The organism is Cytobacillus sp. QJM3NY_8 (assembly GCF_056173585.1).
The window spans coordinates 1925033-1948260 of sequence record NZ_CM149681.1 but is presented as its reverse complement, the minus strand read 5'-3'; the positions used below and the strand labels follow the sequence as shown (position 1 = coordinate 1948260).

The following is a 23228-nucleotide window of genomic DNA, read 5'->3' as shown; positions in this document are numbered from 1 at the left end:
TCCTTTATAAACGTCAATCTTAATTATTTAATCAATGCATTGCAGTCCACTATCAGGGCGACCTGTCCATCACCTAAAATGGTTGCACCGGAAATGGCAAATACGCTGGTTAAGTAGTTTCCAAGGGATTTTAAAACCACTTCCTGCTGTCCAATAAAGGAATCTACAACAAGCCCTGCCATCTTTTCCCCTTTTCTGACGATGACAACGGAAATGAATTCTTCTTCATGATTCTCAGATGGCACTTCAAAGATTTCCTTCAAAGATAGGAGCGGAACCACTTTTCCTCTGAAATCAATCACCTTTTGATTATGCGCACTTAAGATGTCTTCTTTTCTGATAATAGCTGTTTCAATAATAGACGATAGAGGGATTGCATATTTTTCCTTCTCAATCTCAACGAGCATGACTGAAATAATGGATAAAGTTAATGGCAGCTGTATGGAGAAAATGGAACCCTGCCCCACTTTTGAATCAATTGAAACTGATCCTCCCAATGACTCGATTGTATTCTTTACAACATCAAGCCCCACACCCCGTCCGGAAACATCTGAGATTTTATCCGCAGTCGAGAAGCCAGAAGCAAAAATCAGTTCATAAGCCTGTTTGTCCGTTAGAGCAGAAGCTGTTTGCTCTGTAATGATGCCGTTTTTCAGTGCTTTCTTTATAACCTTATCTTTGTTTATACCTGCACCATCGTCCTCTATTTCAATGAACACATGATTGCCGCTGTGATATGCCTTTAATACGACATTTCCTTCTTCACTCTTTCCGTTTTCTTTGCGGACTTCCGGCGTTTCAACCCCATGGTCCAGTGCATTTCGAATTAAATGAACAAGCGGATCGCCAATTTCATCAATAACAGTCCGGTCTAGTTCGGTTTCTGCCCCGACTATTTCGAGATTGATCTTTTTATTTAAATCTCTTGCCAATTGTCTGACCATTCTTGGGAAACGATTAAATACCGTTTCTATTGGGACCATGCGCATATTCAGAATAATATTCTGAAGGTCTCCTGAGATCCTTGACATATGCTCAACCGTTTCATGCAGTTCCTGATTGTTTAATTCCTTGGATATTTGTTCAAGCCGTCCCCTGTCAATCACCAATTCTTCAAACAAATTCATAAGGATATCCAATCTCTCGATATTTACCCTAATCGTTTTATTGCTAACCTGCTTTACTGTTGGGGCTTTTTTGTCCTCTTTTGGCATATCTGAAGCAGCCTCTGCGGCCACTTCCGCGGCAGGCGGTGCAGCTTCTGCCTCTTTCAAAGCTTCCTGAGTGCTGTAGTTCTCCATAGATAACGGCAGCACTTCAATTCTTTCCACTTCCGATACCTTCAAAAGTTTTTGACGGATATCTTCAGGCGTTTCTTTGGTAACAATTGTTACAGAAAATTCCTGATCAAATTGCTCTTCTTCAAGCTGCTCAACTGAAGGTGTGGCTTTGATCACTTCCCCGCTCTTCTCAAGTACTTCAAAAACCATAAATACTCTGGCGGCTTTCAGCAGACAATCTGCCCGCAATGCTATTGATATTTCATAGGATTCAAAGCCCTGCTCCTTGGATTGCTGAATAACTGTCCATTCAAAATCATCATATGTACTCTTGATCATTCCTTGCGGTTCTGCAATTGCTGCTGCCGTTTCGGCTCTTGCTGCAGACTGCACCGGACTTTCCCCTTTTTCGATCAGTATTAATTTTTCTACAGCTTCGGAAACATCCCTTTTGCCGTCACCGCCTTCTGCAATTGACTGGACCATTGCTTCAAGATCATCAACAGCCAGAAAAACGACATCCAGAATTTCAGCATTCACTTTTATTTTCTGATTTCTGATTGCATCAAGGACATTTTCCATTTGATGGGTTAGATTTGCGAGATCTTCATACCCCATAGTGGCTGACATGCCTTTTAGCGTATGCGCTGATCTGAAGATCTCATTAACTATTTTGATATCCTCAGGATTTTTCTCTAATTCCAGAAGCTGCTCATTGCACGCCTGCAAATGCTCCTTGCTTTCTTCAATAAATACCTCTAAATATTGATTCATCTCCATGTGCCTGCACCCCTCGGCTTTAAACAAATTTCAATATGGATTCTGCTATATGTTCAATATTCTGCACATCATCTGCCAGACCGGATTCAATCACTGCTCTTGGCATTCCAAATACTATCGATGTTTCTTTTGATTCAGCAATAGCCTTTACTTCACCGTTTTTCTTCATTTCCATCAGGCCATTTTTTCCATCTGCACCCATTCCTGTCATGATGACAGCAATTTTTTGAATCCCTTTGATTTCACCTAAGGACTCAAACATCACATCAACTGAAGGCCTGTGTCCGTTCCTTGGCGGTGAATCATCCAGATGGACAACAAGATCCTTGCCTAATCTTGCAGCTGTCAGATGAAAGCCTCCTGGAGCTATATATGCCGTGCCGTTCTGAAGAATATCACCATCCTCGGCTTCCTTTACCGATAAATCTGATAAACCATTAAGTCTGCTGGCCAGCGATTTCGTAAATCCGGCAGGCATATGCTGAACAATGAGTACCGGCGCATTCAGATTTCCAGGGAGGTCACACAGCACTTTTTGAAGAGCCCGCGGTCCGCCTGTGGAAGTACCTATGCAAATTAACTTTCTGAGATTTGAACTCGATACGGAAGAAGAACGGCCGATCTGCATAAATTGACATGGTTCTATTTTACTAAATTTTTGCTGTAATACAGCAGTTTTTTTTCCTTTAGCCGGAAATTTAACCAGCCCTTTCATATTTGCATTGCTCGCCTGCACTATTTTTTCTGTTAATTCAGTTTTTATTTTATGCAGGTCCAGTGAAATGGGACCTGATGGCTTGGCAATAAAATCTACTGCACCATATTCCATAGCTGTGAAGGTGTTTTCAGCACCTTCCTTCGTGGTGCTTGAAAGCATCACTACAGGGACCGGCATGGTCTTCATAATAATTTTTAGAGCTTCCAGGCCATTTAGAACCGGCATTTCAACATCCATGGTTACTGCATCAGGATTTAATTCTTTTATCTTCCTTAGTCCCTCTTCCCCATTTCTGGCTGTCCCGACAACTTGAATTCTGTCATCTTCAGAAAGGAAATCCCCAATCAGTTTTCTCATAAAGGCTGAATCATCTACTACAAGCACTTTGACTGTCTTCATGCTGGTTCACCCCCTATTAAAAAGAAATTCTTTCAGTTTTGATATAAATTGGACAGAATGGTGTTCACCAGTATGTCCGATAGGCCTGCCGCCAACTTTCTCAGTCATATTCCGAATTGCTTTTGAAGCAGCTGAATTCCCTTGATGCAAAATGAAAGGGATTTGCCGTATAACAGCCTGCTGTACGCTGCGATCATCCGGAATGATTCCTAAGAGGTCAGCCTTTCTCCCTAAAAATCTTGATAAGACAGCTGAAATCCTCTTATACGTTTCCTTCCCTTCTCTCTCTCCTTCAGATCGATTAATGACTAAATGAAATGGGATTGTCCCATCCAAAAGATGTATATGTTTCATTACAGAGTATGCATCAGTGATAGACGTTGGTTCAGGTGTCGTAATAACTGCAATTTCCTGAACCGAGAGTATGAACTTAGCCGATTCCTCTGTAATGCCTGCACCCATATCAAAGATGATATAATCATAGTTTTGGATGAGATCAGCAAGTTCGTCTGTGAATCTTGAAATTTGCCCAGCATCCAGTTTCACAAAATGCGAAAGGCCAGTCCCTCCGCCAATATAGTCAAGTCCAAAAGGACCCTCAGAAATAATATTTTTCAATGGGATATTCTTTTCTAAAAAGTCAGCAATCGAATATTTAGCCGACCTTCCCATTAGAATTTCAAGATTCCCCATACCAATATCCAAATCGAATAACAATACCCTGTGGCCAGTTCTGCATAGGGAAATGGAAAAATTTAATGAGAAATTGGATTTGCCTACTCCCCCTTTTCCGCTTACAACTGCTATTGTTTTAACTTGATTATTTCGGCTGTCTTCTTCTTTCAGCCTGGTTCTTAGCCTTTCTGCCTGATCGTTCATTTCTTATTCCCCATTAGTTGTTTTACAATAGCCTCTGGCCCTGCCATCAGAATATCATCAGGAACATCCTGTCCATTTGTAATATACGCGGCACCTTTTTTATATTTATGAATTATGTTGTACATGGAACCATAAGTTGACGTTTCATCTGCCTTTGTAAAGATAAGCTTATCAATGTCTATAATTGAAAATTGATTATAGATCTCTTCCATATCCTTTTGTTTCGAGGTTAGTGAAAGCACTAAAAAGGTTTCCATTTCATTTTCAAAATCAATGACATTCTTTAAATCTTCTACATACTGTTTGTTTCTGAAATTCCGCCCTGCTGTATCAATTAAAACCACGTCAAATTCTTTCAGTTTATCGGCAGCCTGTCTGAAATCTTCTATTGTATAGCAAACTTCCAAAGGCATGTTCAGGATACTTGCATAGGTTTTTAATTGATCGATCGCTGCTATCCTGTAAGTGTCGGCTGTGATAAATGCAGCCTTTTTTCTATGTTTAATAACACACTCTGCTGCCATTTTCGCCAATGTAGTGGTTTTTCCAACTCCTGTTGGGCCTGCTACATTGATATATTTTTTGCTGAAAGAAATCCCTTCGAATGGAATATCCTCTATTTGCTTTATAAGTTCTTCGTGCAGCCAGGCCTCTATTTCAGAATCCTTAGCATTCGCACCGCGCAGGTACCATTTTTCCAGCAATGCTTGAAGAACATGATCCTGAACGGACTTATCAATTTCCTGTTCATCAAGAATGAACTGGGCTTTTCTTATCGCTTCGGGATGAACAGGAATTGCCTGGTTTGAACTGGCCAAAGAGGACATCATCTGTTTCAGGCTGCTTATCTCCCTAATCAGCTCATCTGAAGTTTTCAAGCTGGAAAATTGAGCATCTTCTGCATTCCCCTTGTAATCGTCTGAATGAGCTGGGACAGCTGCCGGCTTTACCGAAGGCTTTTGTTCTGATTCCTGATTTGCATCCAGCGCGGCCATTACTTCAATATTCCTTTTTTTAAAAAAGCCCAGAACTCCGCCGGTATATACTACTCTTGAATTTAGAATTACAGCATCATTGCCTAGCTCCGTCCGGATTTGTTTCATCGCATCAGGCATCGATGCTGCCATAAACTTTTTTACCTTCAATCAATATTCACCACCCCGACACTCTGAACTTCCGCATTTGCTTCCAGTTCGTTATAGGAAAGAATTGGTATTTGCGGAAAATACCTTTCTGTTAATTGCCTGACGTACATTCTGACTGCTGGAGAACAAAGGACAATTGGCGTCTGCTCCATCAGTGAAAGCTGTTCCACCTGCGAAGCAATGGATTCCAGGATATTCTGCGATACTGTTGGGTCCATGGATAAATAATTGCCATGCTCTGTCTGCTGAACACCTTCTGCAACCAATTTCTCGACTTTCCCTGATAGGGTTACGACTTTTATGGAGTCACCCTGCTGTGAAAACTGGTTAGTAATTTGTCTGGCCAAAGCCTGACGAGCATACTCGGTAAGCAGGTCTGTATCACTTGTAGATTTTGCGAAATCAGCAAGTGTTTCAAAAATAACCGGCAAATTCCGGATTGAAACGTTTTCCCTTAATAATTTCGCAAGCACCTTTTGAACTTCCCCCACTGACAATGGGTTTGGGGTCACCTCTTCAACAAGGATTGGATAGCTTTCCTTGACATGGTCAATCAGCTGTTTTGTTTCCTGGCGGCCTAATAGCTCATGGGCATTGCTTTTTATTACTTCTGTAATATGAGTAGAAACAACAGATGGAGGGTCAACGACTGTATAGCCAAATATTTCTGCCTGCTCTTTCATTTCTTCTGTTATCCATTTTGCAGGCAGACCAAATGATGGCTCAATCGTATCAATACCTTCTATGCTATCATCTTCAATACCAGGACTCATGGCTAAATAATGATCGAGCAGAAGCTCGCCGCGTGCCATTTCATTTCCTTTTATCTTCAGCCTATATTCATTCGGCTGCAGCTGAATATTGTCACGTATCCTTACCACAGGTATGACAAGTCCCAATTCGATCGCCAGCTGTCTCCTGATCATAACAATCCTGTCCAGAAGGTCACCGCCCTGATTCGTATCGGCAAGAGGAATCAGCCCATAGCCAAACTCGAATTCAATTGGATCTACATTTAAAAGATTAACCACACTCTCAGGACTTTTCATTTCATCGGTTTCAATTTCTTCTTCCATCTCCAGCAATTGTTCCTTATCAGGCTGGGGAGTCTTTGCAATCGTGTAACCTCCGAAAATCATTAAGCCGCCAATCGGCAAAGTTAGCACTAGCCCTATTGGTGTCAGTAAACCTAAAAGAATAATAGTTCCGCCAGTAACATATAACATTTTCGGATAAGCAAACAGCTGGGAAGTAATATCTTTACCAATATTTCCATCAGATGCTGCCCTTGTAACCACAATACCTGTTGCAGTGGAAATTAACAGTGCCGGGATTTGGCTGACAATTCCGTCACCAACCGTAAGCGTCGAATATTTCATGGCTGCCTCCCCAAACGGAAGCCCAAGCTGCATCATCCCGATGACCACTCCAAACAGAAGGTTTATTAGAGTTATGATGATCCCAGCAATGGCGTCACCTTTAACAAATTTGCTCGCACCATCCATTGAACCGTAAAAATCAGATTCACGGCTGATTTTTTCGCGGCGTTCCCGGGCTTCATGCTCTGAGATCATACCTGCATTCAAGTCTGCATCGATACTCATTTGTTTACCCGGCATCGCATCAAGTGTAAAACGCGCAGCTACTTCGGAGACCCTCTCAGATCCCTTCGTAATAACGATAAACTGGATAATGATGAGTATTAAGAAAACTACAAGACCAACAATGACGTTTCCTCCGGTTACGAAAGAGCCAAAAGTTTCAACAACTTTACCGGCTTCCCCTTCTGATAGAATGGATCTGGTCGTAGAAACATTTAACCCCAGCCTGAATAATGTCATTAACAATATTAACGAAGGAAAAATGGAAAATTCGAGCGCTTCCTTCATATTCATGGCTGTCAGCAAAACCATAAGTGCAAGCGCAATATTAATGATGATCAGTACACTTAAAAGCCATGGCGGAAAAGGTATAATAAGCATGGCTACTATTAAAATTACACTCATCAATACTGATAAGTCTCTTACTTGCATCGAAACTCTCTCCTTACAAGAAAAGCGCAAGCGCCTTGCTCACCTCCGACACCTCGAGGGGCTAGGCGCTGGAGCTAGACAGTTATCGCAGTTCAAAGATCAATACTTTCTAATTTTACAAAAAGCGGAAACGCCTTGGCAGCCATTCAACAGCTTCCTAAGACCAGCTATTTCTAATAAATATTTATCTGGTTAAATTTTGTTTTTGGTTCTGTACACATAAGCTAAAATCTCTGCAACAGCTTTAAAAAATTCTTCAGGGATGGCCTGGCCTATTTCCGCCTGGCTGTATAGAGCCCTTGCAAGCGGCCTGTTTTCAACAGCAATCACATCATGTTCCTTTGCGATTAATTTAATCTTTTGGGCAACAAAGTCAACACCTTTTGCCACTACGATGGGGGCATCACTCTTGGTTTCATCATAGCTCAGAGCTATCGCGAAATGAGTTGGATTGGTGATGACCACATCCGCTTTAGGAACTTCCTGCATCATCCTTCTCATCGCCATTTCCCTCTGCCTCTGCTTAATCTTGGATTTTATTAATGGATCCCCTTCAATATTTTTGTACTCATCTTTAATATCCTGTTTTGACATTCGGATGTTCTTTTCAAAATCATATTTTTGATATAGATAATCCAGGACGGATAAAAACAGGAGTGCCGCTGAAGCAATTAAACCCATTTGAACGGTCAGGCTGGCAAGTGTGGCCATCGCTGTTCCAACCGATTTTTGAGAAAGAATTAATATTTCATCTATCCTTAACCATAAAACAGCAAACGCAGCGACACCTACGAAAGCAATTTTGAGCATCGACTTCAACAGCTCCACAATCGCTCTCATGGAAAAAATCCGCTTGAATCCTTTTATTGGATCCATTTTCTCCAATTTAGGCTGTATAGCTTCTGTTGAAAAAAGAGTGCCCACCTGCATAAAGTTTGCAGTAATCCCCGCCAGCATAGCAACCAGCATAATTGGACCTAAAAAAAGAACCAATTCTTTTAAGACATCGAGAAAGATTACCTGTATATTCGCCTCTGTCAGCGGCATCAACATATAATCATTAAATGAGTGCGTAAAAATATATAAGATGATATTCTTCAAATACGATCCCGCAAACAGCAGAAACAGAAACACTGCAAGAAGGACGATGGCTGTATTAACATCCTGGCTTTTTGCTACTTGTCCTTTTTTTCTGGAATCCTGCCTCTTTTTCGGTGTGGCTTTTTCTGTTTTTTCTCCGGAAAAAAGCTGAAGATCTAAAGAGAGCAATAACTTCATTCTATGACCCCCCCATAAGTTCCATGAGCCCTCTCATTGTCTGCAGCATCGTTTCAAACGCAAGGGAAACAGCATATATTAATACGCTCATAACAATGATTAGAACAATAAAACTAACGCCAATTTTCAAAGGAAGGCCGACGACAAAGACATTTAGCTGCGGAACTGTCCTGGCAACAATCCCTAATGCGACATCTACAAGAAATAGACTGCCGACAACAGGAATGGACATCTGAAAGGCAATAACGAACATTGTATTCAGGGCTTTTATGACATATTCAGCCATATCCTCATCTCCAAAAGAAATCCATGCCTGATCCAGAGGAATAAAATCGTAGCTGTAGAACACTCCATCAAGCATTAAATGATGCCCATTGACAGTTAATAGAAAAAAGAGCGCTATCGTATACAAATACTGTCCCATTAATGGACTTTGTGCGCCTGTTTGAGGATCAATCACATTTGCAATGGCAAAACCCATCTGGAAATCAATGAATCCCCCCGCAATTTGAATCGCAGAAAGAATCAAATACGCTATAAATCCGACCATCAGCCCTACTAATGCTTCTTTAATTATTAAAAGAAAATATGTGCCGTCAATTTCTAGCATTGGCACATCCATTCCCAGGAACATTATCCATGCCAGAAAGAAGCCAAGGCCAATTTTATGTGCGGCCGGGATGGATCTGTATGAAAAAAGGGGCATCATTAAAAAGAAAGATGTCACCCTTACAAAAATAAGTAAAAAGGCAGGAAAAGAAGGCAGAAAATCTAACATGTCATCAGCCAACAAACCTGGTCAAATTAGAAAATATTTCATTTGCATAAGAGAGCATATGACTAAGCATCCATGGCCCAAAGAAAACAACACCTACAAGGACCGCTACAATCTTAGGAATAAATGCCAGAGTTTGTTCCTGAATTTGTGTTGTTGCCTGAAAGATACTGACAACCAAGCCTACTACTAGAGCCAGAATTAGCAAGGGACCGCAAATCATAAGTACGGTGATAATCCCTCTTTCTGCAATGGATATAACTGTTTCTGGAGTCATTCTGAATATTCACCTGCTTAAAAGCTTTGTAAAAGGGATTTAACTACTAAATACCAGCCGTCTACAAGTACAAATAATAATATTTTAAACGGCAAAGAAATCATAACCGGAGGAAGCATCATCATCCCCATGGACATTAATACACTGGCTACAACCATGTCGATAACGAGAAATGGAATAAAAATCATAAAGCCAATTTGGAAAGCTGTTTTGATCTCACTTATGGCAAATGCCGGAACAAGACTTGTAAGCGGAATATCTTCAATGGAAGATGGCGCTTCCGCTCCGGAATAATGAAGAAATAAAGCCAAATCTTTCTGTCTTGTGTGGGCACTCATAAACTCTTTAAAAGGGATTGAAGCTTTTTCATAAGCTTCTTCCAGATTAATTTCTTCATTAAATAAAGGTGTTAAAGCCTGTTCGTTCACTTCTTGCATCGTCGGTGCCATTATAAAAAATGTCAGGAACAAGGACAAGCCGATTAAAACTTGATTCGGCGGCATTTGCTGAGTAGCCAGCGCCGTTCTGACAAAGGAAAGAACGATGATAATCCTTGTGAAGCACGTCATTAAAATTAGAATACTGGGCGCGAGAGAAAGTACCGTCAGCAATAAAAAAAGCTTCACAGATGTAGATACATTTTCAGGAGAACTGCTATTAAAAAACTCCATGAATTCATTCATCTTTCTTCTGGCCCTTTCTTTCTAACTCATCAAACAGTTTCTTTCTGCCCTTTTTGATATCGTCCAGCTGCATCCCGAGCAGCGAGCTGAAGTTTGGGCTGCTTTGCTTGCTTCCTTCTGTTTGCTGTGTTCTTTTCATCACCTTTGTCACAATATCGCTTGGACGGATAAGCTGTTCCAGTTTGTCATTATGCTCTTTGATGATTTGACTGTATTCTTCCGAATCGTCTATTTCTTTTAACAGCTGAATATTTTCTCCTACCCCTACTACAAAAATGCGATTCCCCACTTTTATCAGCTGAACTGATCTGTTAGCACCCAAAGCTGTACCCCCGAGGTTTTCAACTAACTGCGACCTGTTATATACCTTACTTTTTTTGTTAATGAACTTTAGAAGAGCGTACAAAAGTCCGATAGTAAAGCCTGTTGCTAAAATCATCTTTATAAAGTCCCAAAAAGTAAGACCAATTTTGCCGCTTTTATCCTGCTGAGTCTGCCCTTCGTCTATCTTTGAATCTTTTGATTCCTTAGTTTCCTGCTTCTCGCATTCCTTAGGATTTTCCATACATTCTTTAACACTATTATTCAATTGCTCTGCCTGGGCCAGCGGCTGCACGCCCAGCAGAACAATTGAAAACAACAGCAGTAAAGAAATCACTTTCTTTACATTCAACACCATTTTGCACCCTCTAAAAAGAATAATCACTAGCCCAAAGTTTTGCCGATTGCCTCAAGCACTCTATCAGCCTGGAAAGGTTTTACGATAAAATCCTTGGCGCCAGCCTGAATGGCATCTATGACCATTGCCTGCTGGCCCATAGCAGAACACATAATGACTTTTGCACTCGGGTTTAATTTTTTGATTTCTTTTAGAGCTGTAATTCCATCCATTTCCGGCATGGTAATATCCATTGTGACAAGATCAGGCTGAGTTTCCTTATATTTTTCAACTGCTTGTGCACCGTCAGCAGCTTCACCCACTATCTCATAGCCATTCTTGGATAAAATATCTTTTATCATCATTCGCATAAAAGCTGCATCATCAACTATTAAAATTTTATGTGCCATTTTAATAACCCCCGCTTATCATCTTAGTTTTTTTATTCGGTCGCTCTGGCTGATAATATCTGTAACCCTCACACCAAAGTTTTCATCAATGACAACCACTTCACCCTGGGCGATTAATCGATTATTCACCAGAATGTCAACAGGTTCACCTGCCAGTTTATCCAGTTCAATAATCGATCCTGAAGACAGTTCAAGAATTTCCTTAACGGAACGTTTGGTCCTTCCAAGTTCGACCGTTACCTGAAGCGGTATATCCAAAAGCATATCTAAATTCTTTGTTTCATGATCCTGCATGTGGTATGGTTCAAAGCTCGAAAAGGCTGCCGGCTGCACATTCGGCTGTACTCCATTTGCATAAGAGCCTCCGAAATGCTGTGGACCGGATTGCTGAGCCTGGTTTTGAGCCGGTATATAGTTTTGAGGGCTTGATGCCTGATTCATAACCGGCTGTGAATATGCCGGCTGCTCTCCGGAAAAACCTGTTTGAGTGTAAGACTTGTCTAATCCGCCTGTTTGTACTTCAGGTTTCTTTTCAAACGGAAGCTGGCTTTCCTGATAATCGGGCTGTCCTTGCGCTGCTTGATTCTCTCCTGAAACAGCGCTATCTGCCGGAAGATCCTGACCCGGATTCAATAATTCATTTACTAGGCTTTTGCCAAATTCCAGAGGAAGCAGCTGCATAATATTCGAGTCGATCAGACTTCCTATTTTTAGTCGGAATGAAATCCTTATAAGCATGTCATCAGCAGGAACCCGATCAGCCCCTTCTCCCTGCGGCAAATCAAGTATATCAATTGCCGGCGGTGAAATATCAACCTTTTTTCCAAAGATGGTTGACATCGAAGTTGCTGCAGAACCCATCATCTGGTTCATTGCCTCCTGAACCGCGCTTAACTGAATTTCACCCATTAGTTCAGCCGGGTTGGTTCCATCTCCCCCAAGCATCAAGTCAGCAATGATGGCTGCATCCGATTGCTGAATTACAAGCAGGTTGCTTCCGAAGAAACCTTCCGTATAATTCACTTGAATTGCTACATAAGGATGCGGGAATTCCTCAGCTAATTTCTGACGCAAAACAACTGAAACAGCTGGAGTTGTGATATCAACTTTCTGATTCAATAATGTAGACAATGCTGTTGCAGAGCTCCCAAATGAGATATTGCCGATTTCCCCTAACGCATCCTGCTCCATATGGGACAGATAATCTTCGGTTTGAAAAAATGCCTCATTATAACTTTCTGTTTCATCGCTGTCGTCAGCTGCTCCCCTTAATAGAGCATCAATTTCATCTTGCGAAAGCATATCATCACTCATCATCCTCATCTCCCCCTTTCACAGTGTCTAAAATTTGCACGGCCATTTTTTTATTCATTTTCCCAGGCTGTCCGATGAATTTAGGAATATTACCGACTTTTATTATGAGCGCCTGGTCAATTCCCTGATTTAACTCAATGACATCACCAATATCAAGAGATAAGAAATCCTGAATGGCTATGTCAGAACTGCCGAGTTCACATATGACTGGAACTTCCGCCTTATGAATATTTCGTTCTAGCCGGGCAATGACCTCCGGCTCCCTTTCCTTTTTGTCCGTCTGCATCCAATAATGTACAGACAGCTTTGGAATAATGGGCTCGAGAACGACGTGAGGTATACATATATTAATCATGCCGCTTGTTTCCCCGATAGTCGTGTTTAATGAAATAACGACGACTGTTTCATTTGGAGAGACCATTTGCAGAAATTGCGGATTCACCTCAAAATCAGCCAAAAGCGGATCAATATCCGCGATTGTGCTCCAGGCTTCCCTTAGGTTTTCAAATGCCCTTTCAAATGTAGCAGACATGATTTTTGTTTCAATTTCTGTTAAATTGTCAACCTTATTTATGCTTGTCCCCCTGCCGCCCATCAGTCTGTCCATCATGGCATAGGCGACATTTGGATTCACTTCCATAAGAATTCTTCCATCCAGAGGCGGCACTTCAATTACATTAAGTATTGTCATTTTCGGGATGGACCGGATAAATTCCTCATATGGTATCTGATCCGCAGAAGCAACCGATATCTGCACATAGGTCCTCAGCTGGGCAGAAAAAAAGGTGGTTAAGAGCCTGGCAAAATTCTCATGTATTCTTGTTAAGCTGCGAATCTGATCTTTAGAGAATCTTAATGCTCTCTTAAAATCATAAACTTTTACTTTTTTCTCTGTTTGTTCTTTTTTCAGCTCATCTGCATCCATTTCTCCTGTAGAGAGAGCGGAAAGCAGTGCATCAATCTCGCTTTGCGATAAAACCTCACCTGACATGAATCCTCACCTCCATCTATTGCAGTTAGTTATTTGGTTATCACTGGAGGAGAGATTCAGTAATGTACACCTGAACGATCTTTCCTTCTTGCATTAAACCGTTAATTTTGGTTTTCAAATCTTCCTGCAGCTTGATTTGGCCTTCTTTCCCCTGTATATCCTCTGCTTTCATTTCAGACAATTCCTGAATGATGAGGTTTTTCACCTGAAAATCTCTTTTCTGCAATTCCTCTTTAGCTTTTTTGTTTTCAGTCTGGATTTTAAAGGAAATCCTTATATAATCATCACTCGCTAAATTGGCTGTAATTTGCGGGATATCAACAGAGGCTTCCAGTACATCATCAATGGTCGGCTCTTTTGTTTCATCCTCACCCGAAAATTTCATCACAATCACCAGAGCAATAGCTCCTACAAGTGTGATCGCTACAAGCATCATCAACATTATCATTAACAGCTTATTGTTCTTCATTTTCATTTCCCTCCGCCAGCTGCTGCCCCAGAAGATTAACAGATTGATAGAATCCTAGTATCGATTGCATGACTTGATCTTCAGATTCCTTTACAACATACTTCTTTCCATTTGTGAGCGTTATCGTCGTATCTGGAAAAGATTCCACTGTTTCTATGTACAAAGCATTTAATATAAAAGTTTTGCCGTTCAGACGAGATACTTTAATCAATGTTTATTCTCAGGGCTAAAGATTCTTTGCCTTCAGCCCTGACCCTCCTTTAGATTATCGTTTTAAATTAACAAGCTCCTGCAGAATTTCATCTGATGTTGTAATAATGCGAGTATTTGCCTGGAACCCGCGCTGAGCTGTAATCATTTCAGTGAATTCTTCTGAAAGGTCTACGTTGGACATTTCCAGGGTTCCGGAAACGAGTATTCCTGCACCGTCTTCTCCTGGGGTTAATGGGACTGCATCACCTGAGTTTACAGTGTCCTTATATAGATTGTCTCCAATTTTTTCAAGACCGCCATTATTATTAAAGCGTGCTATTCCAATTGGTCCGGCAGCCTGCAATGTATCGTTACCATCTATTAAGAAGTTTATAGTTCCGTCATTCGATATACTTAAGCTTTTAATTACGGTAGCATCCCCTCCATTTAATTGGATAGCTGCCCCATCAGCTCCTTTTATTTTATCTCCTGATGCCGTAACAAGGTTTGCATCATCATCAAGATACAAATTTCCAGCGCGGGTATAATAGGTGTTATTCCCTCGCTGAACCATCAAGTAGCCATCACCTTGAATCCCTATATCCAATACACGGCCAGTGGTTTGCAGGCTCCCCTGTGTATCAATTGTATCTATAGATGATAATTGCGAACCAAGACCTACCTGCTTAGGATTGATACCGCCCGAATTTTCTCCGCTTCCTGTTGCACCTGAAATAGTCTGACTCACCATATCTTTAAAATTCACGCGACCTTTTTTATATCCAAATGTATTAACATTCGCAATATTATTCCCAATAACATCCAGCTTCGTCTGAAAGTTTTTCATCCCGCTTATACCTGAATACATTGAACGTAGCATTAATTTTTGCTCCTCTCTTTAATGCTGCTTCTGTCAGTCGGCAGCATAGGCTTCCTTAAAAGGTCCAGCCCTTATTTTTATTGATCCAGAATTATGGTTCCGTCAATATTAGTGAATATTTGTGTTCGAGTTTCCTTACGATCCATCGCAGTGATTACTTTATTATTCTTAGCACTGACTACAAGTGCTGCGTTATCGAGCAATACCAAGGATTCTTTAACACCCATTGCCTTGGCTTCCTTTACCTTTTCTTCAATTTGCTTCCACCGCTCTGCACTTATATGTATACCTCTCTGTTCAAGTCTCTGCTTTGCATGTTTGCTGACAATTAAATCGCCCTCAGTCTGCAAGGCTGTTTGGAGGTGGTCAGAGAATTTATTATGTGATTGCTTAGAAGTTTGAACAGCATTCCCCTTTGGTGTTATTACCGGCTGGGTGTGGATCGGACGAAAAATAAGTTTATCCACCCACTCACTTCCTTTTATTCATTTAGTTGAGAAATATTTGCAGGTTCAAGCTTTGTTCCATCATCCAAAATAAATACTGCTGTATTATTCTTATACTGGATAGAAACTACTCTTCCAGTTCCCTCTTCAATAATTGGCTCCTCGTTTGGTTCACTTGATTCAGTCAATTTATGCCAGGTGACATTTTTGCCTAAAAAGTTATTGTAAGTCATTAGCTGGTTCTGTTCCTGAAAAGCCACTAACTTCTCCATCGTCTTATTCATATTAGTCATCTGCTCCAATGATGAAAAGGTTGCCATCTGTGCAATAAAGTCCTTGTCCTGCATAGGGTTCATTGGATCCTGGTTTTGCAGCTGTGTCATTAGAATTTTTAGAAAATCATCTTTGCCTAATATATCTGAGCCCGTTTTTCGGGTTTGGCTTTGGTAGTTTGATAGCATTAGGGAAGAATCTATTGTGTTTGCCAATTACTATCACTCCTATGCTTCTGTATTAAGAAGTGCTTCTTCAAAAGAGCTGTTAAATTCGCTCTCAGGCTGCAGATCATTCTCATCCTTGTTCTGCTGCTGCCTCTGTTCCTGCTGCTGGGGGTCCCTGTTAAAGGAGCGATCCTGCTGCGTCATTTGCTGAGAGATTTCAATTCTCTCAATCTGAATGTTTTGTGAACTGAAGGCCTGCTTTAGACCATTAATATGTGAATCAAGAATTTCTTTGGCGGAGCCAGTTGATGCAAGTATCCTGGCAATCATTGCAGAGTCCTTTTGAATAAGCTCTATGCGCAGCGCTCCAAGATGTTCAGGATTCAGCTTGATAAATAACTTTTGTGTTCCTCCCGTTTTGAGAAAGCTGCTCTTGGATAATATGTTTTCAAATTGCTGCATAAGCTGATCTGGACTTACTGTCCTTCCCTGCGGATTCAGCAGAGCCATCTGTTCCGGTTTTGAAAATGATTGGACCTGAACGAATCCCTGCAAAGCAGTTTCCGGTCTGTTAATGATTTTATAGGCTCCCTTACCCAAATTTTCATTAGCAGAGCTATTTTGTTGTTTTGCAGTGTTTAATGCGTTTGCAAGCGGGGTAAAAACCTTTTGTATCATACTGCCTTTATCAACAGAAGTACTGTTTATTAACCCATCAATTTTTACTTGGACATGATTTAGAAATTCCTTCAGATTGATTTTGCTGCTGAAAAAATCCTTCTTTGCAGACAGAATGTCAAACAATTTCAAAGCTTTTAATGCTCCGCTAAAATCTTTTCCCTGCAGGATCATGCCTTCTTTCTGATCAAAATTTGAGATTGCTGAAATTAATAATTGGATTTTGCTGACACCATCTAAATCTTCTACAGAATATACATCTTCAAGCTTTACACCCGGCAGAACCTGGTCCATAAAACCCTCCAGCATCTGCACCAATTCTTCCTGTGAAAGATTTAGCTGCTCTGAAATGACCACTATAATGTCAGATTCTGTTTGCAGGGAAATCTTCTCCAAAAGCCCACTTCCGTTTTCTAATTCGGTGATCTCACTCACTTTAAGAAACTCCATTAATTCTTTTAACTGTTCGATCTTCTCCTCATCAGCTGCTGCAGGTAAGCTTTCTGCTTGCGGTTTGGCAGTTCCGGTTAAAGAAAAGAAAAGACTCCCAAAACCAGTGCTGCTCATATCTTGAAGAGATCTTTTATCTTCCGATGAATATTGTGCCTGAATAAATCCTAATCCTCCGATTTGCACTTAAATTCACCTCCTCTCAAGACTTTTTGTTAATTATTCGAACCGCTTTTTTCTTTGGCAGCGGTCAGGAGTGCTGTATACCGTGCTGCATCCTCCGGGTTCATCTTCTCCATAATGGCAGCCAGCGTGTCAGAATTAACATTTGATAATATTTTTACAGCTTCTTCATCCTTCATCTCTGTTAAAATGGGTGCTGCTTTTTTAGCGGAAATATTTTCATAGGTCTTTACGATATCTTTAAATGCTCGCTTGTTTTCTTCCTTTATTGCCGTAAGCTCGTTGATTTCTTCTTCCAGCCTCTGCTTTTCGAGCCCTGCTCTTTCTAATTCCAGGTCTTTGCTGTCAAGCTGGCTTTCCAGTTGAGATATCCTTGCTTCTCGATCCTTAACTTCTGCCTGCAGTCCGATGAGCTCCTCCTCCATCACTTCCTGTGAATGGGATTTCTTGTCATCAAAAACGGAAGCTAAAAATGGCACCTTTTGGCTATATTCTCTGGCTGTTTCAAAAATATTGTTTCCTGATAATGTAAAAACCAGCAGGGCTACAGTTATTCCGAAAAGGATCGGAATCAAGAAAACGAATATAAACCATTGAAACCTGCTTGTTTTGGGTGTCTCTTGTTCTTCTGGCATTCTTTCCATTTAACCACCTAATTTCCTCGATTCATATACAGCTGAATCGAGATATCATCCATTTGCCTTCCTTCTGCTTGTTTCATGCTTTCCAAAAAGCCAGTTAAATCTTTTTCCTGCATTTTTTCATATTTCTTTACTTCAATATTCTTTTCCATTAGTTTTTCCTGCTGGAAATTCATTTGGGTTCGCGCATTGGCGACCATTTTTTGATAATGGTCAATGGTTTTTTCAAGGCTGCTCACAAAATGCTGGTGATGCCTGATTTCCTGAACCGGAAGACCTTCAGCCAGTCTTGATTGCTGATATTCCTCCAGATCCTCTTTCTTTTTCAGAAGATCGTACAGTTTCCTGGCAGTTTCTTCAAATCGTTTGACAGCCTGATTGTATACATCAAACGCCTGATCTTTTTCTCTTTCTTTTATCTTCAAGATTTTATTGAACTTAAATTGATACTGCAATTTTTATTCCCCTTTTCCAGCTAATCCTTTTAATTGGCCAATGCTTTCCAAGATAGAAATTTTTTCATTCGTTTCTTGTTTCAAGAAAGAGATAATCGAAGGATATAATCGAATGGCTTCGTCTATTTCCATCGATGATCCGCGCTTGTAGGCTCCAATATTAATCAAATCCTCTGCATTTATATATGTGCTAAGCAGTTCCCTTACTTTTTCTGCTGATTTAATATGGGAGGCATCTGCAATATGGTTCATAACCCGGCTTACACTTTTCAGGACATTAATAGCCGGATATTGCCCTTTGTTCGCTAACGCCCGATCCAGAACAAAGTGTCCATCCAGGATTCCCCTGACTGTATCAGCGATTGGTTCATTCATGTCGTCACCGTCGACCAATACGGTATAAAATGCAGTTATAGAGCCATATTCATTTGTTCCTGTTCTTTCAAGCAGCTTAGGAAGAACAGCGAAAACCGAAGGTGTATATCCTTTTGTTGTTGGCGGTTCACCGACTGCGAGGCCGACTTCACGCTGCGCCATAGCCACCCTGGTTACTGAATCCATCATTAACATGACATTTAAGCCTTTGTCCCTGAAATACTCAGCAATTGCTGTGGCAGTGTATGCACCTTTAATTCTCATGAGTGCCGGCTGGTCTGACGTAGCTGCCACCACGATGGACCTTTTTAATCCTTCCGGGCCGAGATCCCTCTCAATAAACTCCCTAACCTCTCTGCCCCTCTCACCAATAAGTGCTATCACATTTAAATCTGCATTAGTATTGCGGGCTATCATTCCAAGAAGTGTACTTTTTCCGACACCGCTTCCGGCAAATATCCCGACCCGCTGCCCGTTTCCAACTGTCAGCATGCTATCGATCATCCTTACTCCTACTTCAATAGGTTCAGAGATTGGCGGTCTTTTCAAAGGATTAGGAGGCGTTTGTTCGGTTAGTACTGGCGTTAAACCCTTTGGCAAATTTCCCCCATCAAGAGGCTGTCCCAGTGAGTCTATTGCCTTTCCTATAAGAGCAGGACCAATTTTCACCTCAAGAGGTCTCGAGGTTGTCTCGACAAGAGAGCCTGGTGAAATATCCTGTACGTCTGTATAAGGCATAAGAATCACATTCTCATTCTTGAAACCGACTACTTCAGCCTGGATCCTTCTTGTCCGTCCTTTGCCAATATGAATAATGCATACATCCCCTATTGAACTTTCCGGACCTTGAGACTCAATCATCAAACCGACTACTCTTTTTACTCTGCCAAAACGCTTAAAGCTATCAATTTTATCCACCTCGTGGATCAGCTGTTCAAGTTTCAATTGAGTTCACTCTCCAGCATCTCAAAGAGTTTTCTTTTTATTTCTTCTAACTGGCTGTCAACACTGGCCTCAATTCGTCCATTTGCTGATTCAATAATGCAGCTTGTGTTGCTTAGTTCCTCATTTGGATATATATATAAATCTGTCTCTTTTGGAAATACCCTGGTTAGTTCGTCCTTATGGGATAGAATCATATCATAATGCATAGGGTGTACATGGAGCTGAATCTCAGTGTATTCTCTCGCTTCCTTTATTGCTCTTTTTACAATGGAAAGGAATTTGTCACTATTTTGTTCAAGAACTTCTCCAAGAATTCTTTCTGCAACCTTTAACCCCAAATTTAGAATGGTCTGTTCTGATGATTCGATATGCTGCTGATAATCATGTTTGGCTGAGTTTACAACTTCTCTTGCCATATGAATCAGTTCGCTGTATTCCCGGAGACCGCTTTGTCTGCCTTCATCAGCTCCAGCAGCAAATCCCTCAGAGCGGGCTTCCTCAAGAACCTTTTGTTTTTCCTTTTCTAGCGCTCCTAGCTGCTCCTCAATTTGCCGTGTCATATTTTCTGAATCTACTCTCGCAGTATTCACAATCCTTTCAGCTTCCTCACGGGCACTTTTCAGCATGGCCTGAAGTTCTTCGTCAGTTCTAACCGCGTTTTGCTCCATTGCATCAGCAATTTGATTTGAATTGCTTTGCAGAAGTCTAATAGAAATGACTTTCTTTTCTTCTTTCGGCACTGCGGAAGAATATGATTTAATAAGCCTAGACAATAATATCATCCCCTCCGCCGCGAGCGACGATGATCTCTCCTGATTCTTCTAGTCTTCGGATAATGCCGACTATTCTTGATTGAGCTTCCTCAACATCTCTTAATCTTACAGGACCCATATATTCCATCTCGTCCTTAAAGGTTTCAACCATTCTGGATGACATATTTTTAAAGACGATTTCCTTAACTTCATCACTGGACACCTTCAATGAAAGCATGAGGTCCTCACTTTCACAGTCGCGGATAACACGCTGGATGGCGCGGCTATCAAGCGTTACGATGTCCTCAAATACAAACATTCTCTTCTTAATTTCCTCAGCAAGCTCTGGATCCTGAATCTCCAGTGCATCCAGAATAGTCCTTTCTGTCGCCCGGTCAACCCCATTAAGAACATCGACAACTGATTCAATTCCGCCAGTCTGAGTATAATCCTGTGTTACAGTAGAAGACAGCTTTCTCTCGAGAATCTGTTCAACTTCATTGATAATTTCCGGAGATGTACTATCCATAACGGCAATCCTTCTTGCAATATCCGCCTGCATTTCCTGCGGCAGCTCTGACAGGATTTGCCCGGCCTGCGCTGGATCCAGATAGGACAAGATCAATGAGATTGTTTGCGGATGTTCATTTTGTATGAAATTCAAAATTTGTGCCGGATCTGCCTTTCTGGCAAAATCGAATGGCCTTACCTGAAGGGAAGACGTCAATCTGTTAATAATGGCTGAAGCCTGCTCGGTGCCAAGTGCTTTCTCGAGAACTGTTTTCGCATAACCAATACCGCCCTGAGAGATATAGTCCTGTGCCAGTGCAATTTGATGGAATTCTTCAAGTATTTCTTCTTTAGCAAACGAATCAACTTTTCTGACCCCGGAGATTTCCAGTGTAAGCTTCTCAATTTCATCCTCGCTTAAATGTTTATAAACAGAGGATGCAACATCAGGACCAAGTGAAATAAGAAGAATTGCCGCTTTTTGTTTACCTGTTAGTTCTCTTTGCTCTTTTTTTGGCATTTTTCATCCTCCTTAGTCTTCTGCGATCCAAGTGCGAAGCAGTTTTGCAAAGTCTTCAGGCTTTTCCTTCGCCATTTTTTCCAGCTGCTTGCGTCTCACTGTACTTTCTGTTTCATGCTCTTCATTTACATCCGGAAGATTGAATGTCTCTGCAGTTTGTACTTCCATCTCTTCTTCTTGCTTCTGCCTCTTTCTCGCTTTAACAAAAAGGAAGATTAATAGAACAATGATTAAAAGCAGTACTCCTCCGATTGCATAAATCCACCAAGGAATGCTGGTGCTTGTCTCATTTGTGAACTCAACTTTACCATTGAAAGGCTGTACTGAGACGACAATCTTATCCTGAATTGCCTCATCTGTTAATTCTGCATCAGCTGCAGCATCCTTATTAATGGTTGTACGAACAACAGTCCCAAGTATCTGGGTAATATCATTAATTCTTTCCTGCGGAAGTGATGCAGGATCATCTGCCGTCGGCGGCTCCACCATTACCTGAATGCCTAGGTCTCTGACTTTATACGGGCTTTCGACAATTTCCCTGCGGATTTTATTTACTTCATTATTAATAGTCTCTTCTATCCGTTCATAATCACCGCTTGAATCCCCGGTCGCTACATATGAATCTGTCCCAGCTGGTTCATCGCTTCCTCCCAGCGCCGGAGTTCCTCCTGCCCCTTCGCCATTGCCGGTAAAAGTCTCCGTAATCTTTTGAGCACTGATAGCTATACCTTCCATATTTTCTTCATCAACAGGCGTAACCAGGTTTTCTTCCCTGTTTTCCTGTGTGAAGTCAATATCAGCGGTTACAGATACAACAACCTTATCCTGCCCCATTAAAGTGCCCAGCATATTTTGCACCTGGCGCTGTACATCGCGTTCTATTTCTTTTTTAATTTCGTGCTGTGCTGCAAAAGTGCTTTCTGATGAAGAATTTTGTTTATTTTTTAAGTCAAAATACTCAAAAAACTGATTGGTAATGACGATATTATCAGTGGGAAGATTTGGTATACTTTTCGCAGCCAGGTGATAAAGCGCCTGGATTTGCGATTCTTCAAATTGATAGCCTGGCTTGGTGTTAAGAACAATAGAGGCAGATGCTTCCTCCGAAGAATCATTTACAAAGATGCCTTTCTCCGGAAGGTTAATCATTACCTTGGCATCGTTTACTCCATCGATCCCTTTCATCAAATTCGCAAGCTCAGTCTGCATTGCTTCAAGCTTTAGAACATTAAATTCGTTTTCAGTCATACCGATGCCGGCATTCTGGCTGAAAAATGAGTAATCAATGCTTCCGGATTTCGGAATTCCTTCAGCTGCCAGTTCTACCTTCAGAGTATCCACTACCTCTTCAGGTACTTTGATCGTTGTTCCCCCATCTGCAATTTCAGATACAACGCCCCTGGTATCGAGACTTTCTTTGATCGTCCCAGTCTCCGAGGGAGTTAAATTGCTATAAAGAGGAACTAGAGTAGTCCTAGTACTTAGGAATGCGGCAGCCGCAATCAGCAATATACATATCGCAGCGGCACCAATCATAACCGTCTTTTGTTTTTTTGTCCTGCTGCTCCAGTATTCTTTCACTTTACCTATATATCTCTGTAGTGTCTCATTCATTACAATCCTCCGGTTATTCTGTCTAAGCTAATAACCGCCATAACTAGTTTTTAGCTTT

25 protein-coding genes are annotated in these 23228 nt (G+C 41.2%); all 25 read right to left on the bottom strand.

What is annotated here, in order from left to right; translation table 11 throughout:
* Positions 1–23 precede the first annotated feature (23 nt).
* On the bottom strand, positions 24–2060 hold the full coding sequence (locus tag AC0VZ9_RS10155) for a chemotaxis protein CheA (protein WP_475397318.1): 2037 nt from the start codon (positions 2058–2060) through the stop codon (positions 24–26).
* A 19-nt stretch (positions 2061–2079) separates the two neighbouring features.
* Positions 2080–3177 (bottom strand): protein-glutamate methylesterase/protein-glutamine glutaminase, encoded by a 1098-nt coding sequence (locus AC0VZ9_RS10150; protein WP_475397317.1) that lies wholly within the window; start codon positions 3175–3177, stop codon positions 2080–2082.
* A 6-nt stretch (positions 3178–3183) separates the two neighbouring features.
* Positions 3184–4056 carry a MinD/ParA family protein gene (locus tag AC0VZ9_RS10145; protein ID WP_448896909.1) on the bottom strand — a complete coding sequence of 291 codons (873 nt, stop codon included), beginning with the start codon at positions 4054–4056 and terminating at the stop codon, positions 3184–3186.
* Entirely contained in the window at positions 4053–5201 is a 1149-nt protein-coding gene (flhF, locus tag AC0VZ9_RS10140; RefSeq protein WP_475397316.1) for a flagellar biosynthesis protein FlhF, read from the bottom strand. Before flhF ends, AC0VZ9_RS10145 begins: the two co-directional genes overlap by 4 nt.
* Positions 5198–7234, bottom strand: coding sequence for a flagellar biosynthesis protein FlhA (gene flhA, locus AC0VZ9_RS10135; RefSeq protein WP_009330741.1), 2037 nt, complete (start codon positions 7232–7234; stop codon positions 5198–5200). The genes flhF and flhA overlap by 4 nt, the downstream gene beginning before the upstream one ends.
* 192 nt (positions 7235–7426) lie before the next feature.
* Positions 7427–8512, bottom strand: coding sequence for a flagellar biosynthesis protein FlhB (flhB, locus tag AC0VZ9_RS10130; protein ID WP_009330742.1), 1086 nt, complete (start codon positions 8510–8512; stop codon positions 7427–7429).
* 1 nt (position 8513) lies between these two features.
* Entirely contained in the window at positions 8514–9290 is a 777-nt protein-coding gene (fliR, locus tag AC0VZ9_RS10125) for a flagellar biosynthetic protein FliR (protein WP_475397315.1), read from the bottom strand.
* 4 nt (positions 9291–9294) lie between these two features.
* Complete coding sequence (gene fliQ, locus AC0VZ9_RS10120) at positions 9295–9564, bottom strand: flagellar biosynthesis protein FliQ (RefSeq protein ID WP_009330744.1); 270 nt, start codon at positions 9562–9564, stop codon at positions 9295–9297.
* A gap of 17 nt (positions 9565–9581) precedes the next feature.
* Positions 9582–10247: a flagellar type III secretion system pore protein FliP gene (gene fliP / locus AC0VZ9_RS10115; protein ID WP_427036571.1), complete on the bottom strand. Its 666-nt coding sequence runs from the start codon at positions 10245–10247 to the stop codon at positions 9582–9584.
* Positions 10240–10926: a flagellar biosynthetic protein FliO gene (locus AC0VZ9_RS10110; protein ID WP_071156612.1), complete on the bottom strand. Its 687-nt coding sequence runs from the start codon at positions 10924–10926 to the stop codon at positions 10240–10242. Before AC0VZ9_RS10110 ends, fliP begins: the two co-directional genes overlap by 8 nt.
* Before the next feature lie 26 nt (positions 10927–10952).
* A complete protein-coding gene (locus AC0VZ9_RS10105; RefSeq protein ID WP_009330747.1) occupies positions 10953–11315 on the bottom strand; it encodes a response regulator in 363 nt (120 codons plus the stop codon).
* Between the two features lie 18 nt (positions 11316–11333).
* Positions 11334–12632 (bottom strand): flagellar motor switch phosphatase FliY, encoded by a 1299-nt coding sequence (gene fliY / locus AC0VZ9_RS10100; protein ID WP_475397314.1) that lies wholly within the window; start codon positions 12630–12632, stop codon positions 11334–11336.
* The gene (fliM, locus tag AC0VZ9_RS10095) at positions 12622–13620 is read right to left on the bottom strand and encodes a flagellar motor switch protein FliM (RefSeq protein WP_009330749.1); all 999 of its coding nucleotides are present in this window, start codon (positions 13618–13620) and stop codon (positions 12622–12624) included. The genes fliY and fliM overlap by 11 nt, the downstream gene beginning before the upstream one ends.
* Positions 13621–13660: 40 nt before the next feature.
* Positions 13661–14089 carry a flagellar basal body-associated protein FliL gene (gene fliL / locus AC0VZ9_RS10090; protein WP_019381766.1) on the bottom strand — a complete coding sequence of 143 codons (429 nt, stop codon included), beginning with the start codon at positions 14087–14089 and terminating at the stop codon, positions 13661–13663.
* Positions 14076–14300 carry a flagellar FlbD family protein gene (locus AC0VZ9_RS10085; protein ID WP_009330751.1) on the bottom strand — a complete coding sequence of 75 codons (225 nt, stop codon included), beginning with the start codon at positions 14298–14300 and terminating at the stop codon, positions 14076–14078. Before AC0VZ9_RS10085 ends, fliL begins: the two co-directional genes overlap by 14 nt.
* A 54-nt stretch (positions 14301–14354) precedes the next feature.
* Complete coding sequence (gene flgG / locus AC0VZ9_RS10080; RefSeq protein ID WP_009330752.1) at positions 14355–15161, bottom strand: flagellar basal body rod protein FlgG; 807 nt, start codon at positions 15159–15161, stop codon at positions 14355–14357.
* A gap of 77 nt (positions 15162–15238) precedes the next feature.
* Positions 15239–15628 carry a TIGR02530 family flagellar biosynthesis protein gene (locus AC0VZ9_RS10075; protein ID WP_019381765.1) on the bottom strand — a complete coding sequence of 130 codons (390 nt, stop codon included), beginning with the start codon at positions 15626–15628 and terminating at the stop codon, positions 15239–15241.
* Between the two features lie 14 nt (positions 15629–15642).
* Positions 15643–16095 (bottom strand): flagellar hook assembly protein FlgD, encoded by a 453-nt coding sequence (gene flgD / locus AC0VZ9_RS10070; protein WP_009330754.1) that lies wholly within the window; start codon positions 16093–16095, stop codon positions 15643–15645.
* Positions 16096–16107: 12 nt separating this feature from the next.
* Entirely contained in the window at positions 16108–17361 is a 1254-nt protein-coding gene (locus tag AC0VZ9_RS10065; protein WP_475397313.1) for a flagellar hook-length control protein FliK, read from the bottom strand.
* Between the two features lie 29 nt (positions 17362–17390).
* Complete coding sequence (locus AC0VZ9_RS10060; RefSeq protein WP_009330756.1) at positions 17391–18002, bottom strand: MotE family protein; 612 nt, start codon at positions 18000–18002, stop codon at positions 17391–17393.
* An 8-nt stretch (positions 18003–18010) separates the two neighbouring features.
* Complete coding sequence (gene fliJ, locus AC0VZ9_RS10055) at positions 18011–18454, bottom strand: flagellar export protein FliJ (RefSeq protein ID WP_009330757.1); 444 nt, start codon at positions 18452–18454, stop codon at positions 18011–18013.
* Between the two features lie 3 nt (positions 18455–18457).
* Complete coding sequence (gene fliI, locus AC0VZ9_RS10050; RefSeq protein WP_009330758.1) at positions 18458–19774, bottom strand: flagellar protein export ATPase FliI; 1317 nt, start codon at positions 19772–19774, stop codon at positions 18458–18460.
* Complete coding sequence (fliH, locus tag AC0VZ9_RS10045; protein WP_009330759.1) at positions 19771–20556, bottom strand: flagellar assembly protein FliH; 786 nt, start codon at positions 20554–20556, stop codon at positions 19771–19773. Before fliH ends, fliI begins: the two co-directional genes overlap by 4 nt.
* Positions 20540–21556 (bottom strand): flagellar motor switch protein FliG, encoded by a 1017-nt coding sequence (gene fliG / locus AC0VZ9_RS10040; RefSeq protein ID WP_019381762.1) that lies wholly within the window; start codon positions 21554–21556, stop codon positions 20540–20542. The genes fliH and fliG overlap by 17 nt, the downstream gene beginning before the upstream one ends.
* 12 nt (positions 21557–21568) lie before the next feature.
* The gene (fliF, locus tag AC0VZ9_RS10035; protein WP_475397312.1) at positions 21569–23170 is read right to left on the bottom strand and encodes a flagellar basal-body MS-ring/collar protein FliF; all 1602 of its coding nucleotides are present in this window, start codon (positions 23168–23170) and stop codon (positions 21569–21571) included.
* Between the last annotated feature and the right edge of the window lie 58 nt (positions 23171–23228).